The 18,017-nt window shown below is 47.4% G+C and carries 19 protein-coding genes; 4 read left to right on the forward strand and 15 right to left on the reverse strand.

Translation table 11 applies throughout. The annotated features are described in order from the left end of the window. Window positions 1-33: 33 nt before the first annotated feature. Genes B7Y67_RS06175 through cobA form a run of 3 tightly spaced genes read left to right on the forward strand, consistent with a single transcriptional unit; the run spans window position 34 to window position 3,219 of the window. Window positions 34-1,785 carry a nitrite/sulfite reductase gene (locus B7Y67_RS06175; protein ID WP_293597901.1) on the forward strand — a complete coding sequence of 584 codons (1,752 nt, stop codon included), beginning with the start codon at window positions 34-36 and terminating at the stop codon, window positions 1,783-1,785. 13 nt (window positions 1,786-1,798) lie between these two features. Next, a complete protein-coding gene (locus tag B7Y67_RS06180; protein ID WP_293597883.1) occupies window positions 1,799-2,347 on the forward strand; it encodes a DUF934 domain-containing protein in 549 nt (182 codons plus the stop codon). 23 nt (window positions 2,348-2,370) lie between these two features. Beyond that, window positions 2,371-3,219: a uroporphyrinogen-III C-methyltransferase gene (cobA, locus tag B7Y67_RS06185; RefSeq protein WP_293597884.1), complete on the forward strand. Its 849-nt coding sequence runs from the start codon at window positions 2,371-2,373 to the stop codon at window positions 3,217-3,219. Here cobA and B7Y67_RS06190 read toward each other — a convergent pair. Next, window positions 3,142-3,504 carry a CbiX/SirB N-terminal domain-containing protein gene (locus tag B7Y67_RS06190; RefSeq protein ID WP_293597885.1) on the reverse strand — a complete coding sequence of 121 codons (363 nt, stop codon included), beginning with the start codon at window positions 3,502-3,504 and terminating at the stop codon, window positions 3,142-3,144. The genes cobA and B7Y67_RS06190 overlap by 78 nt on opposite strands. 137 nt (window positions 3,505-3,641) lie before the next feature. On the opposite strand from B7Y67_RS06190, the gene B7Y67_RS06195 reads away from it, so the two are divergent. Next, window positions 3,642-4,670 carry an ionic transporter y4hA gene (locus tag B7Y67_RS06195; protein WP_293597886.1) on the forward strand — a complete coding sequence of 343 codons (1,029 nt, stop codon included), beginning with the start codon at window positions 3,642-3,644 and terminating at the stop codon, window positions 4,668-4,670. Window positions 4,671-4,745: 75 nt separating this feature from the next. Here the strand turns inward: B7Y67_RS06195 and B7Y67_RS06200 are convergent, their stop codons facing one another. The 14 genes from B7Y67_RS06200 to gspG form a co-directional block, all read right to left on the reverse strand. Further along, on the reverse strand, window positions 4,746-5,651 hold the full coding sequence (locus B7Y67_RS06200; RefSeq protein ID WP_293597887.1) for a peptidoglycan DD-metalloendopeptidase family protein: 906 nt from the start codon (window positions 5,649-5,651) through the stop codon (window positions 4,746-4,748). Window positions 5,652-5,655: 4 nt separating this feature from the next. Further along, on the reverse strand, window positions 5,656-6,876 hold the full coding sequence (gene gspF / locus B7Y67_RS06205; RefSeq protein ID WP_293597888.1) for a type II secretion system inner membrane protein GspF: 1,221 nt from the start codon (window positions 6,874-6,876) through the stop codon (window positions 5,656-5,658). Between the two features lie 6 nt (window positions 6,877-6,882). Further along, on the reverse strand, window positions 6,883-8,298 hold the full coding sequence (locus B7Y67_RS06210; RefSeq protein ID WP_293597889.1) for a GspE/PulE family protein: 1,416 nt from the start codon (window positions 8,296-8,298) through the stop codon (window positions 6,883-6,885). Then, window positions 8,298-10,571 (reverse strand): type II secretion system secretin GspD, encoded by a 2,274-nt coding sequence (gene gspD / locus B7Y67_RS06215; RefSeq protein WP_293597890.1) that lies wholly within the window; start codon window positions 10,569-10,571, stop codon window positions 8,298-8,300. Before gspD ends, B7Y67_RS06210 begins: the two co-directional genes overlap by 1 nt. Window positions 10,572-10,589: 18 nt before the next feature. Continuing rightward, entirely contained in the window at window positions 10,590-11,399 is an 810-nt protein-coding gene (gene gspN, locus B7Y67_RS06220) for a type II secretion system protein N (protein WP_293597891.1), read from the reverse strand. Beyond that, window positions 11,396-12,121 (reverse strand): type II secretion system protein GspM, encoded by a 726-nt coding sequence (gene gspM / locus B7Y67_RS06225; protein WP_293597892.1) that lies wholly within the window; start codon window positions 12,119-12,121, stop codon window positions 11,396-11,398. The genes gspN and gspM overlap by 4 nt, the downstream gene beginning before the upstream one ends. Next, window positions 12,121-13,485, reverse strand: coding sequence for a type II secretion system protein GspL (locus tag B7Y67_RS06230; protein WP_293597893.1), 1,365 nt, complete (start codon window positions 13,483-13,485; stop codon window positions 12,121-12,123). The genes gspM and B7Y67_RS06230 overlap by 1 nt, the downstream gene beginning before the upstream one ends. Beyond that, window positions 13,482-14,426: a type II secretion system minor pseudopilin GspK gene (gene gspK / locus B7Y67_RS06235; protein ID WP_293597894.1), complete on the reverse strand. Its 945-nt coding sequence runs from the start codon at window positions 14,424-14,426 to the stop codon at window positions 13,482-13,484. Before gspK ends, B7Y67_RS06230 begins: the two co-directional genes overlap by 4 nt. Continuing rightward, a complete protein-coding gene (locus B7Y67_RS06240) occupies window positions 14,426-15,154 on the reverse strand; it encodes a type II secretion system protein J (protein ID WP_293597895.1) in 729 nt (242 codons plus the stop codon). The genes gspK and B7Y67_RS06240 overlap by 1 nt, the downstream gene beginning before the upstream one ends. Then, on the reverse strand, window positions 15,141-15,839 hold the full coding sequence (locus tag B7Y67_RS06245) for an RES family NAD+ phosphorylase (protein ID WP_293597896.1): 699 nt from the start codon (window positions 15,837-15,839) through the stop codon (window positions 15,141-15,143). The genes B7Y67_RS06240 and B7Y67_RS06245 overlap by 14 nt, the downstream gene beginning before the upstream one ends. Continuing rightward, window positions 15,839-16,294, reverse strand: coding sequence for an MbcA/ParS/Xre antitoxin family protein (locus tag B7Y67_RS06250; protein WP_293597897.1), 456 nt, complete (start codon window positions 16,292-16,294; stop codon window positions 15,839-15,841). Before B7Y67_RS06250 ends, B7Y67_RS06245 begins: the two co-directional genes overlap by 1 nt. Window positions 16,295-16,422: 128 nt before the next feature. After that, window positions 16,423-16,842: a type II secretion system minor pseudopilin GspI gene (gene gspI / locus B7Y67_RS06255; RefSeq protein ID WP_293597898.1), complete on the reverse strand. Its 420-nt coding sequence runs from the start codon at window positions 16,840-16,842 to the stop codon at window positions 16,423-16,425. Continuing rightward, window positions 16,839-17,375: a prepilin-type N-terminal cleavage/methylation domain-containing protein gene (locus tag B7Y67_RS06260; protein ID WP_293597899.1), complete on the reverse strand. Its 537-nt coding sequence runs from the start codon at window positions 17,373-17,375 to the stop codon at window positions 16,839-16,841. The genes gspI and B7Y67_RS06260 overlap by 4 nt, the downstream gene beginning before the upstream one ends. Further along, window positions 17,366-17,893: a type II secretion system major pseudopilin GspG gene (gspG, locus tag B7Y67_RS06265; RefSeq protein ID WP_293597900.1), complete on the reverse strand. Its 528-nt coding sequence runs from the start codon at window positions 17,891-17,893 to the stop codon at window positions 17,366-17,368. The genes B7Y67_RS06260 and gspG overlap by 10 nt, the downstream gene beginning before the upstream one ends. Between the last annotated feature and the right edge of the window lie 124 nt (window positions 17,894-18,017).

Consider the following 18,017-nt stretch of genomic DNA (forward strand, 5'->3'; position numbering starts at 1 on the left):
GGTTATGGACATAGCCCCAGACAATATGGGTCTATGTACAAATATGACCATATTGACCAAGCCCTTGTAGATCAACGGGTTATCCAGTTTCGAGACCAGGTTGAGCGACGCCTGAACGGCACTTTAGCCGAAGAAGAATTTCGCCCTCTCCGTCTACAGAATGGCCTCTACCATCAGCGCCATGCCTATATGCTGCGTGTTGCTATTCCTTATGGATTATTGAGTGCTAAACAGCTTCGAACCCTAGCCTTCATTGCTGATAAATACGATCGTGGTTACGGACACTTCACAACCCGTCAAAACATTCAGTTGAACTGGGTAGAACTAGAGCAGACGCCGGACATCTTGGCAGAATTAGCCAAAGTAGAGATGCATGCCATTCAGACTTCAGGCAACTGTATTCGGAACATCACAAGTGATGCCTTTGCAGGTGTTGCTGCTGATGAATATATTGACCCAAGACCCATTTGCGAGTTACTCCGCCAATGGTCAACATTACATCCTGAGTTTGCTCATCTACCGCGCAAATTTAAGTTTGCAATTAATGGCGCTAAAGAAGATCGCACCGTATTACTTTGTCATGACGTGGGCATTGAGCTCCAGAAAAATCCCGACATCAACAATGGTGAGTTGACAGCAAACATCTATGCCGGCGGTGGCATGGGTCGTACACCTATACTGGGATCATTGATTAAGCAAGGGCTGCCTTGGCAACTTCTGCCAAGTTACCTGACCGCCCTATTACGCGTGTATAACCGCTTTGGCAGAAGAGATAATCTCTACAAAGCCCGCATCAAGATTTTAGTAAAGGCATTAGGCCCAGAAGAATTCGCACGCCAAGTAGAAGGTGAATGGGCGCAACTGCATAACGATGCTAAGCAGAGTAAAGATAACTTTACGCAAGCTGAGTGGGAGCGTGTCGCTAAGCACTTTACCAAGCCAAGCTACAAAACTCTTCCGGAATTAAGCAATGAACAATTACTGTCTCATGCTGAATCTAGATTAGATGCCAATGAGAGGATTGCCTTTACTCGCTGGCTAGAGCGCAACGTAAAGCCACATCAAGTTTCTGGCTATGCCTCAGTTATTCTGTCGCTTAAGCCGCATGGCACTGCCGCTCCTGGCGACGCCACTAGCGCGCAAATGAATGCCATTGCGGATTTAGCAGATCAATATAGTTTTGGTGAATTGCGTGTGACCCATGAACAAAACTTAGTTTTGGCTGATGTTGAACAAGCGGAGTTATTGAATCTTTGGCGCGCCGCTAAAAACTATAATTTAGTGCTACCTAATATTGGCTTGCTGACCGATATCATTGCCTGTCCTGGTGGCGACTTCTGCTCACTCGCTAACGCTAAATCACTACCAATTGCTAAAGCGATTCAGGAGCGATTTGATGATTTAGATTACCTATTTGATTTAGGTGATATCAGTTTAAATATTTCCGGATGCATTAACTCTTGTGGCCATCATCACGTTGGCAATATTGGCGTACTGGGTGTCGATAAAGATGGTGAAGAGTGCTACCAAATAACCCTGGGCGGAGAGCAAGGTAATAATGCCTCGATTGGTAAAGTAATTGGTCCTTCTTTCTACGCCAATGAAATCCCTGATGTCATGACTAGCATCATTAATACCTATGTCGAGCAACGTACAACTGATGAGCCATTTATTGAGACCTATCGTCGCCTTGGTGTAACACCCTTTAAAGAGGCCGCATACAAGAACGCATTCAATAAAAATGATAAATACTCTAAAGAATATAACAAGGTTGTAATTGCCTAATCCGGGAAAGATCATGAACAAGCACATCATTTATTTCCCTAAAGACGGAAACCCTACAGTAATCGCTAATGACTGGCAGGTCTGGGATGGCGAGCGTGATGAAGGCGGTATTCCTGACTTAGAGCATGGATTACATAAGGTATTGGTGCCCTTTCATTGGTGGATCACTCATCATAAGAACGCCGACATCAGCACACGCACAAATAAGCGTGAGATTGGCGTATGGTTTGCCGCCGATGATGACATCCTCAAACATGCTGACATCATTGAGGAAGGTAAAAAACTCTGGCCAGTTGTAGCTGCTCACTTTCCCATCTTCAGAGATGGCAGAAGTTTTAGCACTGCAGCCCTACTTAGAGATCGCTTTGAATGGCAGGGTGAATTGAGGGCAATCGGGGATGTATTGATTGATCAACTATTACAAGCTGCGCGAGTAGGCTTTGATGCTTTTGAACTACGCCCAGATCAAAACTTAGATATTGGACTCAAACAGTTTGATCTCTTTAGCGTGACGACACAAAACAGCTGGCGTGATCAACGCAGCACTCAAGAAGTCAACTAAGATAGATTCGGTATAGATAAATCATGGGCAATCTAAACAAACTCGGTAAAGTGTATTTAGTGGGCGCGGGTCCCGGGGCAGTTGATCTCATTACTGTGCGTGGCGCTAATCTGCTGGCAAAGGCAGATATTGTTTTTCATGATGCCTTGGTAGATCCAGCCATGCTGGAGTTCTGTCCTCAAGCCATTAAAGTACCAGTAGGTAAACGTTGCGGCAAGCTTTCTTCTGCGCAGCACTTTATTAACAAACGCCTCGTTGATGCCGCACAAAAATATCAAATCATCCTGCGCCTGAAAGGTGGCGATCCCATGATGTTTGGGCGCGCCGATGAAGAAATACAAGCGCTCAAACAAGCGGGCATAGAAGTAGAAGTAGTACCAGGTATCACTGCGGCATTAGCGGGTGCAGCAGCTATTCAGCAATCGCTGACATTGCGGGGGGTCTCTCGTAGCGTTGCTTTTGTTACATTGGCACAAGGCGCTGAGAATCTCAGCGATAACAGAGGTCAGCAGCCAATTCAAAATCCACAAGCTGATACCTTGGTGTATTACATGGGCCGCAAGGACGCAGCCAATATTGCGCAAGGATTAATACAAGAAAGCCCAGATAAGACAGCTGATACTCCGGTACATATTCTGGAAGCAGTCAGCACTCAGAATGAGCGTCACTGGTCTACCACCCTGGGAGAGCTAGCCAAGGGCAAAGCGAATGATTGGTTTGATAGTACCTCGCCTGCACTGATTATGGTGGGCGAAGCCTTAAGAGAAAAACAAACCATCAATCAAACTACAGACTTACAGAGCTCTAGCGCTAAATTCGATGATGGCTTGCAAGACGGCCTCATCTTCACCGACAGCAGGCGTAGCGCTTAATTTCATTGCCGGGAATTTATCCTGACAAGCGGATAGCAGGACGGGGAAATCATTGCGTAAATGACCACCTTGCCCAAAAAAGACTGGCACTATCACGATCTCAGTAACGCCAGTACCCCCTAAGGAAGAGATTGCCTGCTCCAAATTCGGCTCCATCATCTCTAAAAAAGCTAGCTCCACCGCAGTATCTGGGTACTGCACCTTCCATAGTAGTGCCAAGCGATCAAATGGTTCACGCCAACGAACATCGCGAGCGCCATGTCCAAATAAAATTATTGCCTTCATATCAATCTTTATAAATGTTGAGCAAGCTTGCTAAATGAGCCATATAAATTATCTTAAAATAGGCCCACTCCTCTCGCCCGTATAGAATTTATCTATATTAACGAGCATTTGCATTTTTCACCGTAAAGATTACTTTCATGGACTTCTTAGCCCCACTCCTGAATCAAACTTGGTTTATTGCTTTGATGGGGATCACGCTTATTAGCGCGGTTTTATCTGCCGTCCACCATGCTGAGGTTATCGCGCATAAAACTGGAGAGCCCTATGGAACATTAGTGCTGGCGATTAGCGTTACTATTATTGAAGTATCACTCATTATCACCATGATGTTAGCGGGCCACGAGGGCTCAGAATTTATTGCGCGTGATGCAGTCTTCGCCACAGTCATGATTGTTATAAATGGTGTAATTGGTTTATGTATTTTCATGGGTGGAATTAAGCACCATGAGATGTCCTTTCGTAACGAAGGTACCAACTCTGCATTGGCAGTCTTAACTGCCTTAGCGACCTTCATTTTGGTCATGCCAATGGTGACGGTAAGCACCCCGGGGCCTGATTTTACAAAGAGTCAGCTTGCATTTGCGGGCATTGCCTCTTTCGCCCTATACGGTGCCTTTATATTTTTCCAGACTGTTAGCCATCGCGATTATTACCTGCCAAAAGAAACGGCTATGAAAACCAATAGCGACGTTCATGCAGATAAGCCTAGTAATCTTAAAACTGTATCAAGTCTATTTTTACTTTTGATTTCTTTAGCAATAGTTGTTGGCCTAGCGGAGGGGCTCAATCCCGTAATAGAGGCCGGCGTTAAAGCGGCTGGAGCCCCAAAAACTGTGATTGGTATTGCGATTGCAATGCTCGTACTTTTACCTGAAGGCTATGCAGCCGTAAGAGCTGCGCGAGCTAATCGCTTGCAAAGCAGTCTGAATTTAGCATTGGGTTCCGCCCTTGCAAGTATTGGGCTAACTATTCCCACTGTCGCTGCATTTGCCATCTTGTTTGATTTACCACTCAGCCTAGGAATTAGCTCACTGAATATGACGCTGATGTATCTCTCCTTCTTTATTGGAGCACTGACCTTAGCAATCGGCAGGACTACCCTGCTTCAAGGAGTAGTCCATCTGATTATTTTCTTTGAGTATTTATTTTTGAGCTTAGTGCCTTAAGAGGGATATGAGATTCAAAATCCAATGCCTAGTTAAATTGCAATAAACCGACTAATTAACTAAGACTTCAGAAGATTAGTTTCTAGCTATAGATTGATCGTTTCTAAGAACCTCATAGTGCAAATGGGGTCCGGTAGAGCGGCCAGTAGAGCCTACCTTTGCGATCGCTTGCGCCTGCTTCACAAAGTCACCCGGTTTTACCAAAAGCTCTTGCGCATGCGCATAGCGAGTAACTACTGCATTTTTATGCTGCACATCAACTACGTAGCCATACTCTTCATCCCAGGCCGCACGAATGACGGTGCCGTCCGCAGTGGCCAGGATTGGTGTGCCATAAGCCGCAGGAAAGTCTGTTCCTTCATGCCAAGCTACCTTACCAGTAAAAGGGTCTGCTCGATAACCAAGGCCACTTGAAGCCTGCGGCATCAAGGACAAGGGGGATGCTGTCGGAATTGAATTTGCCACATCCCAGGTATGGGTAAGCGATTTTTGCATTTCTTGAACGCGTGTACTGAAGGCAATGGAATCCTGAACCGTACGATCCAAGCGTGCGCCATATTGCTCATCTTGATTGCCTAGATTAATCGTCACGTTAGAGGGTTTTAATGGGCCGCCCTGGGCATTACCAAAATCAGCATTACTCAGATTGACTGCGCTAACTTGACCATTGGAACGCATTAACTGAGTTCGCAATGCATCCAACTGATCCAGATTACGCTGAGCATCCTCTAGGCGGGCTTGCAGCTCCATCAACTTCGTCTCATAGTCATCTTCAGAGTTGGCAGAAAAACGTTTCTCTAAAAGCTCTTTCTTCTCCATTGCATGAAGCAGGTCTTTGGTTTCATTATTTACTGAACTGACCATCCAGTTAGCGCCACACAATAAGGCAAGAACAGTTGCTCCACCAAAAACCAGGTGACGTGCTGTCAATGTGATTTCTCTTACACGGCTATGTGGACCGGTCATGATTAGTATTTGCATTTGTTTACCTCACCCCTGAATTCATTTCCAATATTGGTTGCATCACTGCCATCACAATTCCTAAAACCATTAAGCCCATTAATAGAATTAATAAAGGCTCTAATAAACTGGTGAATATTTTTGTTTTTTGTTCAGACTCAAGCTCAGCATTTTCTGCGCCATATTTCAGCATCTCAGCCAACTTTCCGGAAGCTTCCCCAGAGCGTATCAGGTGAATCAAGATCGGTGAAAACACACCCTGGCTACCTAACGCCCTAGCCAAGCTTGTACCCTCACGCAGACGCCCCTCAGTTGAATCAATCGCTGCACGCAATACCGTGTTATTTAAAGTATCTCGCGCACTATGTAATGCGGTCAATATAGGTACATTAGCTGCGACCAGCATGGCCATCGTATTAGCAAAACGCGCGGTCTCAAAACCTAATAGCAGTGGACCAATCAAGGGGAAGTTGAGTAGTACGCGATCGACCTTGAGGCGAAACTCTGGATTGGCCAAAGCGCGCCGAGCATAAAAGACTGCGCCAACCATCGCGATGACTAGTAGCCAACCCCAATTCATCAAGAACTCTGAAAGTGCCAAGATGAAGCGAGTTGAAAATGGCAGCGCCTGCTTGGTATTCTGAAATACTCTCGCAATTTGGGGTACGACGTAAGTCATCAGGAATAACACGATCATGAAGGCAACGCCAGTCAACATGGCTGGATACGCTAGCGCGCCCAAAGCCTTATTCTTCAGAGCTTGTCGCTTCTCTAAAAACTCAGCCAATTGAGTCAAGACCTGACCCATCTTGCCTGACTGTTCTGCTGCACCCACTACCCCTTGATATAAAGGATCAAATGAAAGGGGTTGTGTGGCAATCGCTTTTGATAGTGGCAAACCCGCGCGTAACTCAGCGACTACTGCCTGCAGTACTGCTTTCACATGAGCTTGACTACTTTCTTCGGCAAGCACAGATAAAGTTTCATCAATTTGTACGCCTGATCTCACCAAAATTGCTACCTGCTTGGTAATTAATGTCAGATCAGCTCGGCTTAGAGGCTTGTTCTCTGAAAACCATTTGTTCCAGAACCGTTGCTTGCCCCACTCCGTTTCGAGTTCAATAGAAACCGGCACTAACTGTTTGGCCATCAGGGCCTGGCGTACTGCACGCACACTCTCACCATCGACGCTGCCACGCTCGCTCTTGCCAGCATAAGTCAGAGCTTCAAAGCGATAGCGTGCCATAGATTTTTAGTCCAATTCCACTGAACCGGTAACCCGGAGAATTTCTTCAGGCGTGGTCTTGCCTTGCGCAACCCAGCGCTTACCGTCATCAGCCAAAGTGCGCATGCCACCAAGCAGTGCCTGTTTACGAATATCACTTTCAGAAGCTTGTTGGTGTACGAGCTCACGAATCTTTTCATTGGTAGTCATGAGCTCATAAATACCAGCGCGCCCACTATATCCAGAGTCGCCGCACACAGCGCAGCCCTTACCGCCACAAGCAGCACAGGAGAGACGAATCAAGCGTTGTCCCAATACACCCAGTAAAGTCGAAGAGAGTAGGAAGGGTTCGATTCCCATATCGATCAAACGCGTTACTGCAGAAGGCGCATCGTTGGTATGCAAGGTAGCTAAGACCAAATGTCCAGTCAATGAAGCTTGTACTGCAATCTGCGCTGTCTCTAAGTCACGGATCTCACCAATCATCACAATGTCCGGATCCTGACGCAAGATCGCGCGTAGCGCTCTGGCAAAGTTCATATCAATACGAGAGTTCACCTGGGTCTGGCCGATACCGTCGAGGTTGTACTCAATCGGATCTTCCACCGTCATGATGTTGTTGATCTTGTTACGCAGGCGCAATAGAGCGCCATATAAAGTGGTGGTTTTACCGCTACCAGTTGGACCCGTTACCAACACAATCCCGTGCGGACGATGTATGAGTTGATCAAACTGAGTGAAGGTATCTTCAGCCATGCCTAGAGCACGCAAATCGAGGCGGTCATAGTTTTTTTCTAGTAAACGCAACACCACGCGCTCGCCATGCGAAGTGGGTAATGTAGAAACGCGCACATCGATGGCACGGCCACCCACACGAAGGGAGATGCGGCCATCTTGTGGCATACGCTTTTCTGCAATGTCCAAAGATGCCATGATTTTGATGCGAGATACCAGAGCAGCATGAAGATCACGTCGCATATCCACGATATCGCGTAAGTTACCGTCCACCCGAAACCGCACTAGTGATTTACGCTCAAATGCTTCCAAATGAATATCAGATGCACCATCTCGACTAGCCTGCTTCAGTAGACTATTGATCATGCGGATTACCGGAGCATCGTCATTCATCTCCAATAAATCCTCAGAGACCGGCATCTCCTGTAAGAGGCGAGAAAGATCCACTGCCTCCTCTACTTCATCCACCACCTGAGAGGCATTGAGATCGCCTTCAGCATAGGCAGCATTGAGCGCTTCCAATACCTGCTCACTGGTTTGCTCGACTCGATGAATTGGCCCCACGAGACGGCAAACTTCCTGCACAACCGATAGATCGGTATTAGCACTATGAATTAATGTCGGTACCCCTTCTGGATCCTCGCTCTTTTTTAAGAGGATCTCATTCGCCTTTGCATAAGCAAAGGGGATGCGAGGAAGTCGCGACATTATTGAATCGTGATTGGAATCGGCGCTACTAAATCTGGCGCATTAGAAGGGCGCACTGGAATTGGCTTAGTCAATCCAGAAGACGGTAGGTTATTAGGTGTCGGATCTACCGGCTTGCCCGGTGGTATCAGTGGTGACTCTAAATCAGAGATCTGCGATAAGTCTTCTTTAGGCAAGAGCATAGGAGCCTGCTTAAATTGATCTTCTGTTTTTTGCACTAAGTTCAAGCGATTCGTAGTGATATCTGCTGTTTGATCCTTATCACGCAAGATGTAAGGACGAATAAATACCAACAGATTGGTTTTGGTGCGGGTCTTGGCATCCGAGCGGAAGAGCGCGCCAATCCAGGGAATATCTTTTAAGAATGGAATACCGCTTGAGCCATCGTTATATTTATCTTCGATCAGGCCGCCCAAGACAATAATCTGACCATCATCGACCAAGACATTGGATTCGATATTGCGCTTATTCAAAATAATGCCGGAGGCAAAACTCTGGTTATAAATAGAGGAGACTTCCTGGTAAATCTGCATCTTCACAACGCCGTTATCGGATACTTGTGGGCGCACACGCAAAGTTAAACCGACGTCTTGACGGGTATAGGTCTGAAATGGAGTCACCGTACTGGTCGAGCCAGTTTGAGCATAAGAGCCCGTAATGATTGGTACGTTCTGACCCACCACAATACGAGCCTCTTCGTTATCCAAGGTAATGAGGTTTGGTGTCGACAGAATATTGGTGCCTTGCGTTGTTGCCAAAGCAGTTAACAAGGCAGACATTCCATAAGTGCCATTGAATTTGGTCAACATACCCAAGTTCAATCCAGGCGCCGGCGGAATAGGGACACCAGATGGATTACCAGGATTGAGAATATTGTTTACATTCGAGCCTAGGCCCAGAATATTTGATCCTGTTTGTCCCGCAGCATTCGTAAAGTTAGTGCCGCCAAAGCCCACGTTCTGATTGCCTGAACCGACTAGACCTTGCCACTGAATACCCAACTCCTCTGCATTGGTAGAGCTCACCTCAGCAATGAGGGATTCAATATAAACCTGTGTACGACGGCGATCTAATTGCTCAATGACATGGCGTAGATTGCGATACAAAGGCTCACTGGCAGTAATAATGATGGAGTTGGTTGCTGGCTCTGCCTGAATAATGCCGCCGGTTGTAGGATTACTGGAGCTGGTTAATGCTGAGGTTGCCGCACTAGAACCCATTGCACCTGGCGCAGTATTTTGTTGATTAGCCTGCGGCTGATTTAAGTTGGCAGCAGGATTAGCGGATCCCGGTTGGCCAGGAGCGCTACCCACTTGCGCAGATAAGCTTGCATCTGCTGCAACGATCGCACGCAAAGTGACCGCTAATTTAGTTGCTTCGGCATTTTTCAGCGGTACTACCCAAATGTTTCCGTTGTTTGCAGTTGGCACATCTAAGCGTGCAACCAATATCCGAATCTGCCGAATACGCTCAGCACTTGCACCGCGCACCAAAATCGAATTACTTCTGGGCTCAGCCAAAATCATCGTCTTCAGTGATGGATCAGCACCACCAGTGGTAGCGGTATCGAGCACCTTACTTAAAATCGTCGCCATATCGGTAGCGATCGCATATTGCAATTTAATACTTTGCACATCACTTGATGTCGGCGCATCAATCGATTCAATTAACTTCGAAATACGCTGGATATTGCTGGCGTAATCGGTGATCACAATCGTGTTGTTGCCAGGGTAGGCATTGATTGTATTGTTAGGCGACACCAAGGGGCGCAATACAGGCAATAGATTGTTGGCAGACTCAAAGTTGAGCCTAAAGACGCGCGTAATAATTTGATCACCGTCCTGCTTACCTTTGCCGGTCGTTACTGAATTACTAATCAACTTGGCATCCGCTGCAGCAACCACGCGGTATACACCACTCACATCAACCAATGCAAAACCAGAAGTACGCAATGCAGTTGAAAAAGCATCTAATGCTTTGGACTTGGTGAGAGGCTTATTGCTAATCAGGTTAATCGTGCCCTTCACTTTAGGGTCGACCAAAATAGTTTGGCCCGTTGCCTTTGCTAAGACGTTGGCTACGGATTCAATATCAGCGTTTGAGAATGACAAAGTCACACTACCTTCATCGGGCACTGCGATATTCGATTGCGGAGAATTGAATTGTGCGTATGCTAAGGGCAGGAGCATGCTTTCACCGGCGACGCAGACCACCACGAGCTGCACTAAACGCCTCTGAAAATTCTTTTGAAGATGACTCAACACTGTTTGCATACCTATTTTCTAAAGAACTTAAAACTTCAAGCGATACGCATCGCCTTCTTTTTTACCCAACAAAGACAATAAACCGATTAATGATTCTTGCGCTTCGGGAGAGGCGGAGGCCTCACCTGAAAAATACATTCCAGATTGCTTAGCCGCCCCACCCTGTCCCTTTAATAACAGTGGGCCACTTGTAGTGGACAAAGTCCAAGTCAGGCCGTCTGGAGCGATATTGGCGGCAATTTCATAACTACCCAATGGCTTTACAGGGCTAATGGGACTACTCAAGTTACTGATGATAATTCGAATTACACCCGAAGAATCCACTCCAGCACCCTCAGAGTCCCCCATGGTCGCCATATTCAGATCAGTCCAGCGGGCACCCAATCCACCCCGCGGTCGTAAAGTGCTCCACGGATTACCTAAACCCTCCAAAACATTGGCAGGAAGCTTAATTTCATTTGCCGCTATGGACACCTGGCCTAGGCGCCACCCAATCTGCTGCGCTTGCTCTAATGCCGCAAACTGAATTTCTGACTGGCAAGTCAATGAGACGAGCTTACAGGAGGTCTCCCAGTGGAAACGTTCGGTAACGGACATAGGCTCCCTGCATCCACCCTCAGAAGCATTGGGCTCTGAAAACGCTAGTGCGGCACTTCCCTGCCAAATCGTACCGATAGGCTGTTCCAGCATTACCCTGCAAGCAGTCTGGGATGCCAAGGCACCGCCAACCCAAGCAACTGGCATTTGACGAATCACGACCCAGGCACACGCCAATACCAGTACCACCCAGATCCATTTAGGTAGGCGCTGGCGTGTCAGATCTAATCGGAGCTTCATTGTCTTGCTCCCACACCAGGCTGAGAGCTAAATTGCAATAAGGTAGCGCTGACGTTAACCACCCCAGGACCAGCTGCAGAAACCACATTCATTTGTGTTGGATAGAGGCGCCAAGTACTGCGTAATTCGTCTAATACATCTAATACAACTGAGAACATTGCATCGCTGACCTGAATTTCCAGGCGCGGGGGGTTGTCGGTTGTCAATCGAAGCACGGCAGGCTTGAGGCCACGAGCAGTCAAAACACTTCTGACCTTTTGCAGCTCCATCTCATCTAGCGGTGTCACGGTAGACGCGATGGAAAGAGATGATGCAGGGTTAGCCTTAGAAAGCTTGATTAAGCTCTGAAGTTGCGACCACTGTGCAGGACGCATCATCAATTGAGATTCGATTTGAGCTTCATAGGGTGCCAGCACAAACCGATGCAGCAGCAATGCCATCACTAGACCTAATAGGACTAAAAATAGATAACGTTGACGCACTGCAAATGTCTTCAAGACACCCAGAATAGGATTCAGATCCCAGCGCTGTTTGGATTTCAGAAGGCCGCCAGTCATATCAGATGGAACAGAAATCTGCGAGAGTGTTTCCTTGAGGCCTTTTGCTTTTGCGCCTAAATTCTTCAGGTCATGCAAAGAGTAATCTTTAGTGCAAAGCTCCTTGAAGCGCTTGAGTGCGGCTAGCAACTTTTCTTGCAGAGTTTGTTGAGAGGATCGATTCATCAAGAACCCCCGCCTGAACCGACCGCATCCGATAAACCCGCATAGGGCTCTAAGCGATAGCGGTTCACTTCTAAAGACTTCACCATCAGGCCAAGCATTCTGGCTTGCTCAAGCACTTGAGCTGAGCTTTGCTTTACTGCACCGGGCTTGAATTCAAAATTCATGCCATAACCATCGTATTCAATAGACTGCAAGACATCTGCTCCAAAGCTGGCTTTTAATTGCTGCAGCTTGGCTGCCATCGAAGCAAAATCAGCATCTGTCACAGCACCTTGGCGACGTTGCTCGCGAGTCACCTGTTCAATAAATGCTCCCAGTACAGCACTTGCAGTAGGGTTGGGATTACTTTTGGTCAAATCAGCAACAGAGGCTGAAGTCAGCGATTGAGCAGCGAGCAATTCCATGCGCTTGGTCCAGCGCCAGTCATCAATTGCCAGCCAAGTTAAATGCAATCCAAATCCTAGGATCATCGTAGCAAGAGTGATAGTTAGCCATTGCCGAGGGCGGCGCCATAGGACGGGATCCGCCCAAGACATGGCCGATGCATCACCCTCTGCGCCTGCCGAAGCTTGGCGTCCCAGCATTCCAGAAATCTGCGCAAGATTAAAGAGACTCGATTTACCGCTCTGCTTTCTAAAGCTATTGGGTAATAAATTGAGGGCAAAGTTTGCTGATTTACTGCTAGCATTCACTTTAATAAATGCTTGTGCGCTGGCATCTGGCCCCAAGCTACTTGGCAACTGAACGCCTTGCTCCAGATTTTCCCGCTCAATCCAGCCCACCCCCAGTTGCTCACCAGTGCGCCTACTCAGAATGACATTACCGTCGTCTCGCATAAAGCTGGTTGATGGTGCCACCGAAGAGTCGCCACTGGCCACTAAATCCAAAACCAAACAGTCCGGAATTAAGCGCACTCGAGGACAAAGCAAGCCTTCTAACTGCTTAGTGAGCCAGGCATACCAAGCGCGATCAATCAGCGCTAAAGTTCTTTGTAAAGCGGGCTTGCCGGGTACCGGTGGAAAAGCCTGAACGGCAAGTGCCTCAGCACCACCTAATAAATATTCCTCCACTAAATTCGGAAGAATTTGCTGTAATTTTTTGGCGTTTGCGAGTGGTACTTTTGCTTCAATCAAACGTACATCAAGGGTGGGCATCAAGACTAGGGCTTGATCTGCATAGGGCATGGAGTCAGTAGTTCCAGTGCCGGTGCCGGTAACAACAACAGCGCCTTCAGCAAATTCACCATCCTCTACCAAGCACCACTCAAAACGCTCGGCACATGCCAAATCCTGCCAGTCGCTTGCGGAACTGGCAGTACTGCCATTCAATGGCTTAAGAGGTGCGCGTACGATTAATAAACTCATTCGATTGCTGTTTTGCCAGTGCGACTCCAAATGACCTGCGTTAAATTCCCACTAGGTAATGGAATTTGAGAGCGCTGGATTAAAGCAGAGCTCACAAATATACCCCTTCCGAGGTGAATTTCTGTGCGTCCCAGCCAAAATTGTGAGCGCACATCCACCAGGGTGGCATCGATGGTGACGCCTTGGGCAAGGCCCATCCTATTTAACAGCCCAGTCATTTCATCCAAACTCTTCATTGGGCTAGTGGAGCGCTGTTGGACAAAACTGGCTGCGGCAGACCTGCTAAGCCCAGAAAGTGCCGCCATAAGCACCTCAGGAGGAGCTGTATTAATGTTAACTGTTGTTAATACTGGCAAGATGGCTACAAAAGGTCTTATTTTCTCCAAAATCATTGGATTGTATGCAGGCAGACTTAACAGTCCATCTAGGTCATATAAAGGCATATCTGCCTGAAGGACACCCTGGGCTGTGAGCTGAGCTAAACCACGATCAAGCCCAACCGCTTCCAATAAGCGTCCGTACTCTTGAACCCCAGCGGCATTCACCCCCTTGAAATCCTTGTCCCATAAATTATTCAAATTGAACTGACTTTGCGCATCGGTCAGTTGTCCACGCAGGGTCACGGCAGCAATCTCATCCGGAACATCGGCATTCTTTAAAAAGTCAGCTACCTTACCGTCCGCTAATGGCAGCGCCCAGGTTTCGCCCAAGTGGTCATATTGTGTGCTGCGTTGATCCTCAACTAAGACCAAGCGTGCAAAGTCAATTGCAGCGCGTTGCAACCACCGCACCTGAACCAGATCACGTGCATTTTCAAGAGAGCGTATCTGAATTTGTTGACGCCACATTAGTCCAGCCAACATCACCGCAGCAACGCCCACCACAATTAAGGCGGTGACTGTTGCGGAGCCCTGTTCATTCTTAGAAGACGGTCGCATCATCACAATGCTCCCCCCATCAAACAAGACCGACTGATGGGCAATGCCTGATCTTTAATCCACCATTGCATCGTGACCCCCTGGGGGTCGGGATAGACGTTGCTAATTGGGGTATTGCCGGCAGTTGGACTGGCTATGCCTATGCCTATGCCTATACCGGCACCAGTTCCGCTAGCACTAATACCGTTTCCACCTGCACCACTAATCACCGAAGTCTGCACCTGAAAGGCTTGCCGCACAATCATCGGCACTTCAACACTGACCAATAATTCAGTAGAAATTAAATCAGGGTCCCGACTAATGCTAGCCCACAAAGTTCCAGCATCACTTCTGCGCAGCAATGGTCTACTGGTTAAACGCTGTAGGCCCGCAGGCGCCATGCCATAACCTACAATCATCCAAGCATCTTGGTTGTCGGCACGATAGCGTCGTACCCACCAAATATTTTTTGCACCAGCAGCTAGACTAGAAATGGCTGATGCGTTTCCAGCAGAAAACAAAGGTGCAATCTCATCGCGGCGCAAACTCTCTTGGCAATCGCGCTCGAACTGGTTGACCAGCTGAAAATAGCTAGCATCTAGATTGGCGCGGCGATCAATGGTCTCGCGCCCCCGAATCATGGCATCCATGCCACGCCATGCCATTAAACCCACTATTGCCATGATGACTAAAGCCACGATCATCTCGATCAGTGCAAAGCCCTGCTCTTGTGGATGATTATTGTTTTCCATCACCTATCTTGATTATTTCTGGATCTTCACTTCCCGACCATGACAATTCAAACCGCTCTGTTTTGCGAACATCCCCAACAAGGGCGGGCCTGAAGCAGGCGAGATTAGTCCCGCCAATCTTACGAACGCTAGGGTAAATAATTCCCAGGGAGCCATCCTCTAACAACTGGTCAGCTAGGAGTTGTGAGTCTTGGTAGCTGTGCGAATCTAAATACTGCTCCCGAGCATCCCAGCGCCTGATGTCATGAAACTCACAGGCAAAATCAGCTAGGTAAAGTTGATAAGTCACGCTATCGTGAAAGTAATTAATTTCTGCGTATTCAACTGTCTTATGAAATACCACTTCAGCTAAGGCGGTATTCAACTCAAAGGAGCAATACCAAGCCCCTCTATCTGGTCCATTGAATCGACTACCTTCTGGTCTTGGATAAGCGAAAGCAGCGTTGATCACTCGAAAATTGGGAATTCCAAAAACAAGCTCGTCAACTCCAATTCCCGGCAAGCGGTCAGATTCTGCTAGCAGTCTTTGATTCGTTGCATTGTCCAACTCAAAAAGATCCTTTAAGTGATCCTCATTGTCAGCAATGGGAGTTAAAACCGAATCTTCGTCCTCAGCAAACCTCGATGGAATGAGGCGGTGCAAATCATATTGCCGAAGTAAGGTTCTTGGAATGTCTGTCAGCATCAAATCCCACCGCGCCTTGCATCAAGCAATGCTCTAACGGATTGCATTGCCACAATGCCACCTGACTCCATCAATGCCAATGGAGAGGCGCCCTTAAATAGACGATGTTGATTTGGCATCTTCACCCAAGCGTCAGCCAATGTGTCGCCGTGCAAGATATGAAGCGCCTTATAAATACCAATCAGATAAGAAATACGCGTTAGTCGATCTACATCTAAAGTCTTGTTGGGATTTTTTTTGAGCTCATAAAAACTACTACTTGGAAGACCGCCGAGCAGTTCACGGGCATCTTCATCTTTAATTTGCCATTGGTTGACGATATTAAAAAAGGCCTTGGTAGCAGAAGAGGATAGGCGTGCTCTCTCTTCGACGGAATTGAGGTTAATCACTATCGCCGGCTCAAAGCGACTTTTGGGGTAGGTATATGTATAGGCTGAGTTCATGGCTAGGTTCATAGCTTGATTGATGAATTAATAAGATTACTTTATATATGGAGTAATATTAATCCATAATTGGATCTATGGATATCATCTCCACTTACCCCGCAATAATCCCGGCTTATTTTGAAGATGGCAACAGGGCATCACATCACCCTACCAGTTGGATTGGGAATAACGGTGGTGAGCCAGGCTAAGCGAGGACCACTAGCGATATCAGCACTACCTGGGCTAGCCAGATAGACGGTTACTTCAACCCTTCTAAAGCCGGGGTTGGGAGTATCTAGAACCTTACGCTGGCAAACAAAAATGTAAGTAGCTTGGGGACAGCTCACAGTGGTCGTACCCATTTCTGGCCACGCTCGATTCATGCGCAAACCCATCAACAGGTTATCGGCACTCCATAAGGCCATGGTTCGCTGTGAGATTGCCAGTTGCGTATCAGCGCCTTGAGCAATAGCGCGCATACCCGCCATCAGCGCAATACTTAATACCGCTAAACCCACTAAGACTTCAATGAGTGCAAATCCTTTTTGATTGCTACACAATGGACTCATGGGACTCATGGTGCAGTGCTCGCAATCCAACTAAAGCGTCCATTATTTTTACGCGACAAAATAGCCTGACGGTTTTCTTGTTTAATCGGAATTTGCATCGCTTGCGTAATCTGCTCACCACCCAATGTGATTTGCAAAGGAGCCATCTCTACCGGCTTATGCCAGGCTTGAGGGCGGTACACATCCGGCATTAAGCCACTCGTACTGGTGATGGGTATGCCTGCAGCGGAAGCAGAAGCAGAAACATTGGTGCCGGGCGAGAAAAATCGCCACCCAGCAGAATCAACCTGAGCCACAATGGGCATACCGGACATGGCACTTTCTTCTTGCGCCATATTGAGCGAGCCCACCAATTGATCAAGATTGTCTTGCCAGTAACGATTGTCATGATTGGGTATAGCTAAGACTGCTACACCCATCACGATGGCAAAAATAGCTAAGGCTACTAAGATTTCAATGAGAGTAAAGCCCGCTTCTCCAGCAGAATTTTTGGTCTTTACCAAAAACTTTCTAAAAAAGGTATTGGTGATGCTTACTGCCAATTGCCTAAGTCCGCATCACTTCCCGTACCGCCCGCTTTGCCATCCGCACCAAAGCTAAAGACATCAATCTCGCTCTTGGTACCAGGATTGGTGTATTGGTATGGATTGCCCCAAGGGTCCTTTGGTAAAGAATCTAAATATCCGCCGGCTTTCCAGTTCTGTGGCACAGGTTCTGAAGTCGGTTTTTCTACTAAGGCTTTAATTCCTTGCTCGGTAGTAGGATAGCGTCCTACATCCAAACGATAGAGTTTGAGAGACTGCACAATCGTGCCGACATCATGCTTTGCTGCAGTAGCTCGGGCTTCATCTGGGCGCCCCATGATCTTCGGAACGATCAAGGTAGCCAAGATACCGATAATAGCAATCACCACCATAATCTCAATCAGAGTAAAGCCAGCCTCTCCAGCACAAGAGGTTCTTGCCGGGCGCTGTAATTTGCTTTGCGCGAAGAGCGAGCGAAAACGCAAATTGAGCCATTGAGAAGGAGATTTTTGGCCTAGCCAGCGAGAAATAAACATAGCGCTTTCAATGATTTAAACTGAATCGGATTAATCCAAATTTTATAGGTATTTTGTTACTTTGAGCGAATTTCTACAGCGATTACAGGAACGGTTAAAAGCCAAGCAGAGTGCCAATCATCAG

It is taken from the genome of Polynucleobacter sp. 35-46-11 (genome assembly GCF_002281105.1).

Coding starts and splice junctions, on each gene's coding strand:
- B7Y67_RS06175 (WP_293597901.1), top strand. CDS start 34: ATGTACAAATATGACCATATTGACCAAGCCCTTGTAGATCAACGGGTT.
- B7Y67_RS06180 (WP_293597883.1), top strand. CDS start 1,799: ATGAACAAGCACATCATTTATTTCCCTAAAGACGGAAACCCTACAGTA.
- cobA (WP_293597884.1), top strand. CDS start 2,371: ATGGGCAATCTAAACAAACTCGGTAAAGTGTATTTAGTGGGCGCGGGT.
- B7Y67_RS06190 (WP_293597885.1), bottom strand. CDS start 3,504: ATGAAGGCAATAATTTTATTTGGACATGGCGCTCGCGATGTTCGTTGG.
- B7Y67_RS06195 (WP_293597886.1), top strand. CDS start 3,642: ATGGACTTCTTAGCCCCACTCCTGAATCAAACTTGGTTTATTGCTTTG.
- B7Y67_RS06200 (WP_293597887.1), bottom strand. CDS start 5,651: ATGCAAATACTAATCATGACCGGTCCACATAGCCGTGTAAGAGAAATC.
- gspF (WP_293597888.1), bottom strand. CDS start 6,876: ATGGCACGCTATCGCTTTGAAGCTCTGACTTATGCTGGCAAGAGCGAG.
- B7Y67_RS06210 (WP_293597889.1), bottom strand. CDS start 8,298: ATGTCGCGACTTCCTCGCATCCCCTTTGCTTATGCAAAGGCGAATGAG.
- gspD (WP_293597890.1), bottom strand. CDS start 10,571: ATGCAAACAGTGTTGAGTCATCTTCAAAAGAATTTTCAGAGGCGTTTA.
- gspN (WP_293597891.1), bottom strand. CDS start 11,399: ATGAAGCTCCGATTAGATCTGACACGCCAGCGCCTACCTAAATGGATC.
- gspM (WP_293597892.1), bottom strand. CDS start 12,121: ATGAATCGATCCTCTCAACAAACTCTGCAAGAAAAGTTGCTAGCCGCA.
- B7Y67_RS06230 (WP_293597893.1), bottom strand. CDS start 13,485: ATGAGTTTATTAATCGTACGCGCACCTCTTAAGCCATTGAATGGCAGT.
- gspK (WP_293597894.1), bottom strand. CDS start 14,426: ATGATGCGACCGTCTTCTAAGAATGAACAGGGCTCCGCAACAGTCACC.
- B7Y67_RS06240 (WP_293597895.1), bottom strand. CDS start 15,154: ATGGAAAACAATAATCATCCACAAGAGCAGGGCTTTGCACTGATCGAG.
- B7Y67_RS06245 (WP_293597896.1), bottom strand. CDS start 15,839: ATGCTGACAGACATTCCAAGAACCTTACTTCGGCAATATGATTTGCAC.
- B7Y67_RS06250 (WP_293597897.1), bottom strand. CDS start 16,294: ATGAACCTAGCCATGAACTCAGCCTATACATATACCTACCCCAAAAGT.
- gspI (WP_293597898.1), bottom strand. CDS start 16,842: ATGAGTCCCATGAGTCCATTGTGTAGCAATCAAAAAGGATTTGCACTC.
- gspG (WP_293597900.1), bottom strand. CDS start 17,893: ATGTTTATTTCTCGCTGGCTAGGCCAAAAATCTCCTTCTCAATGGCTC.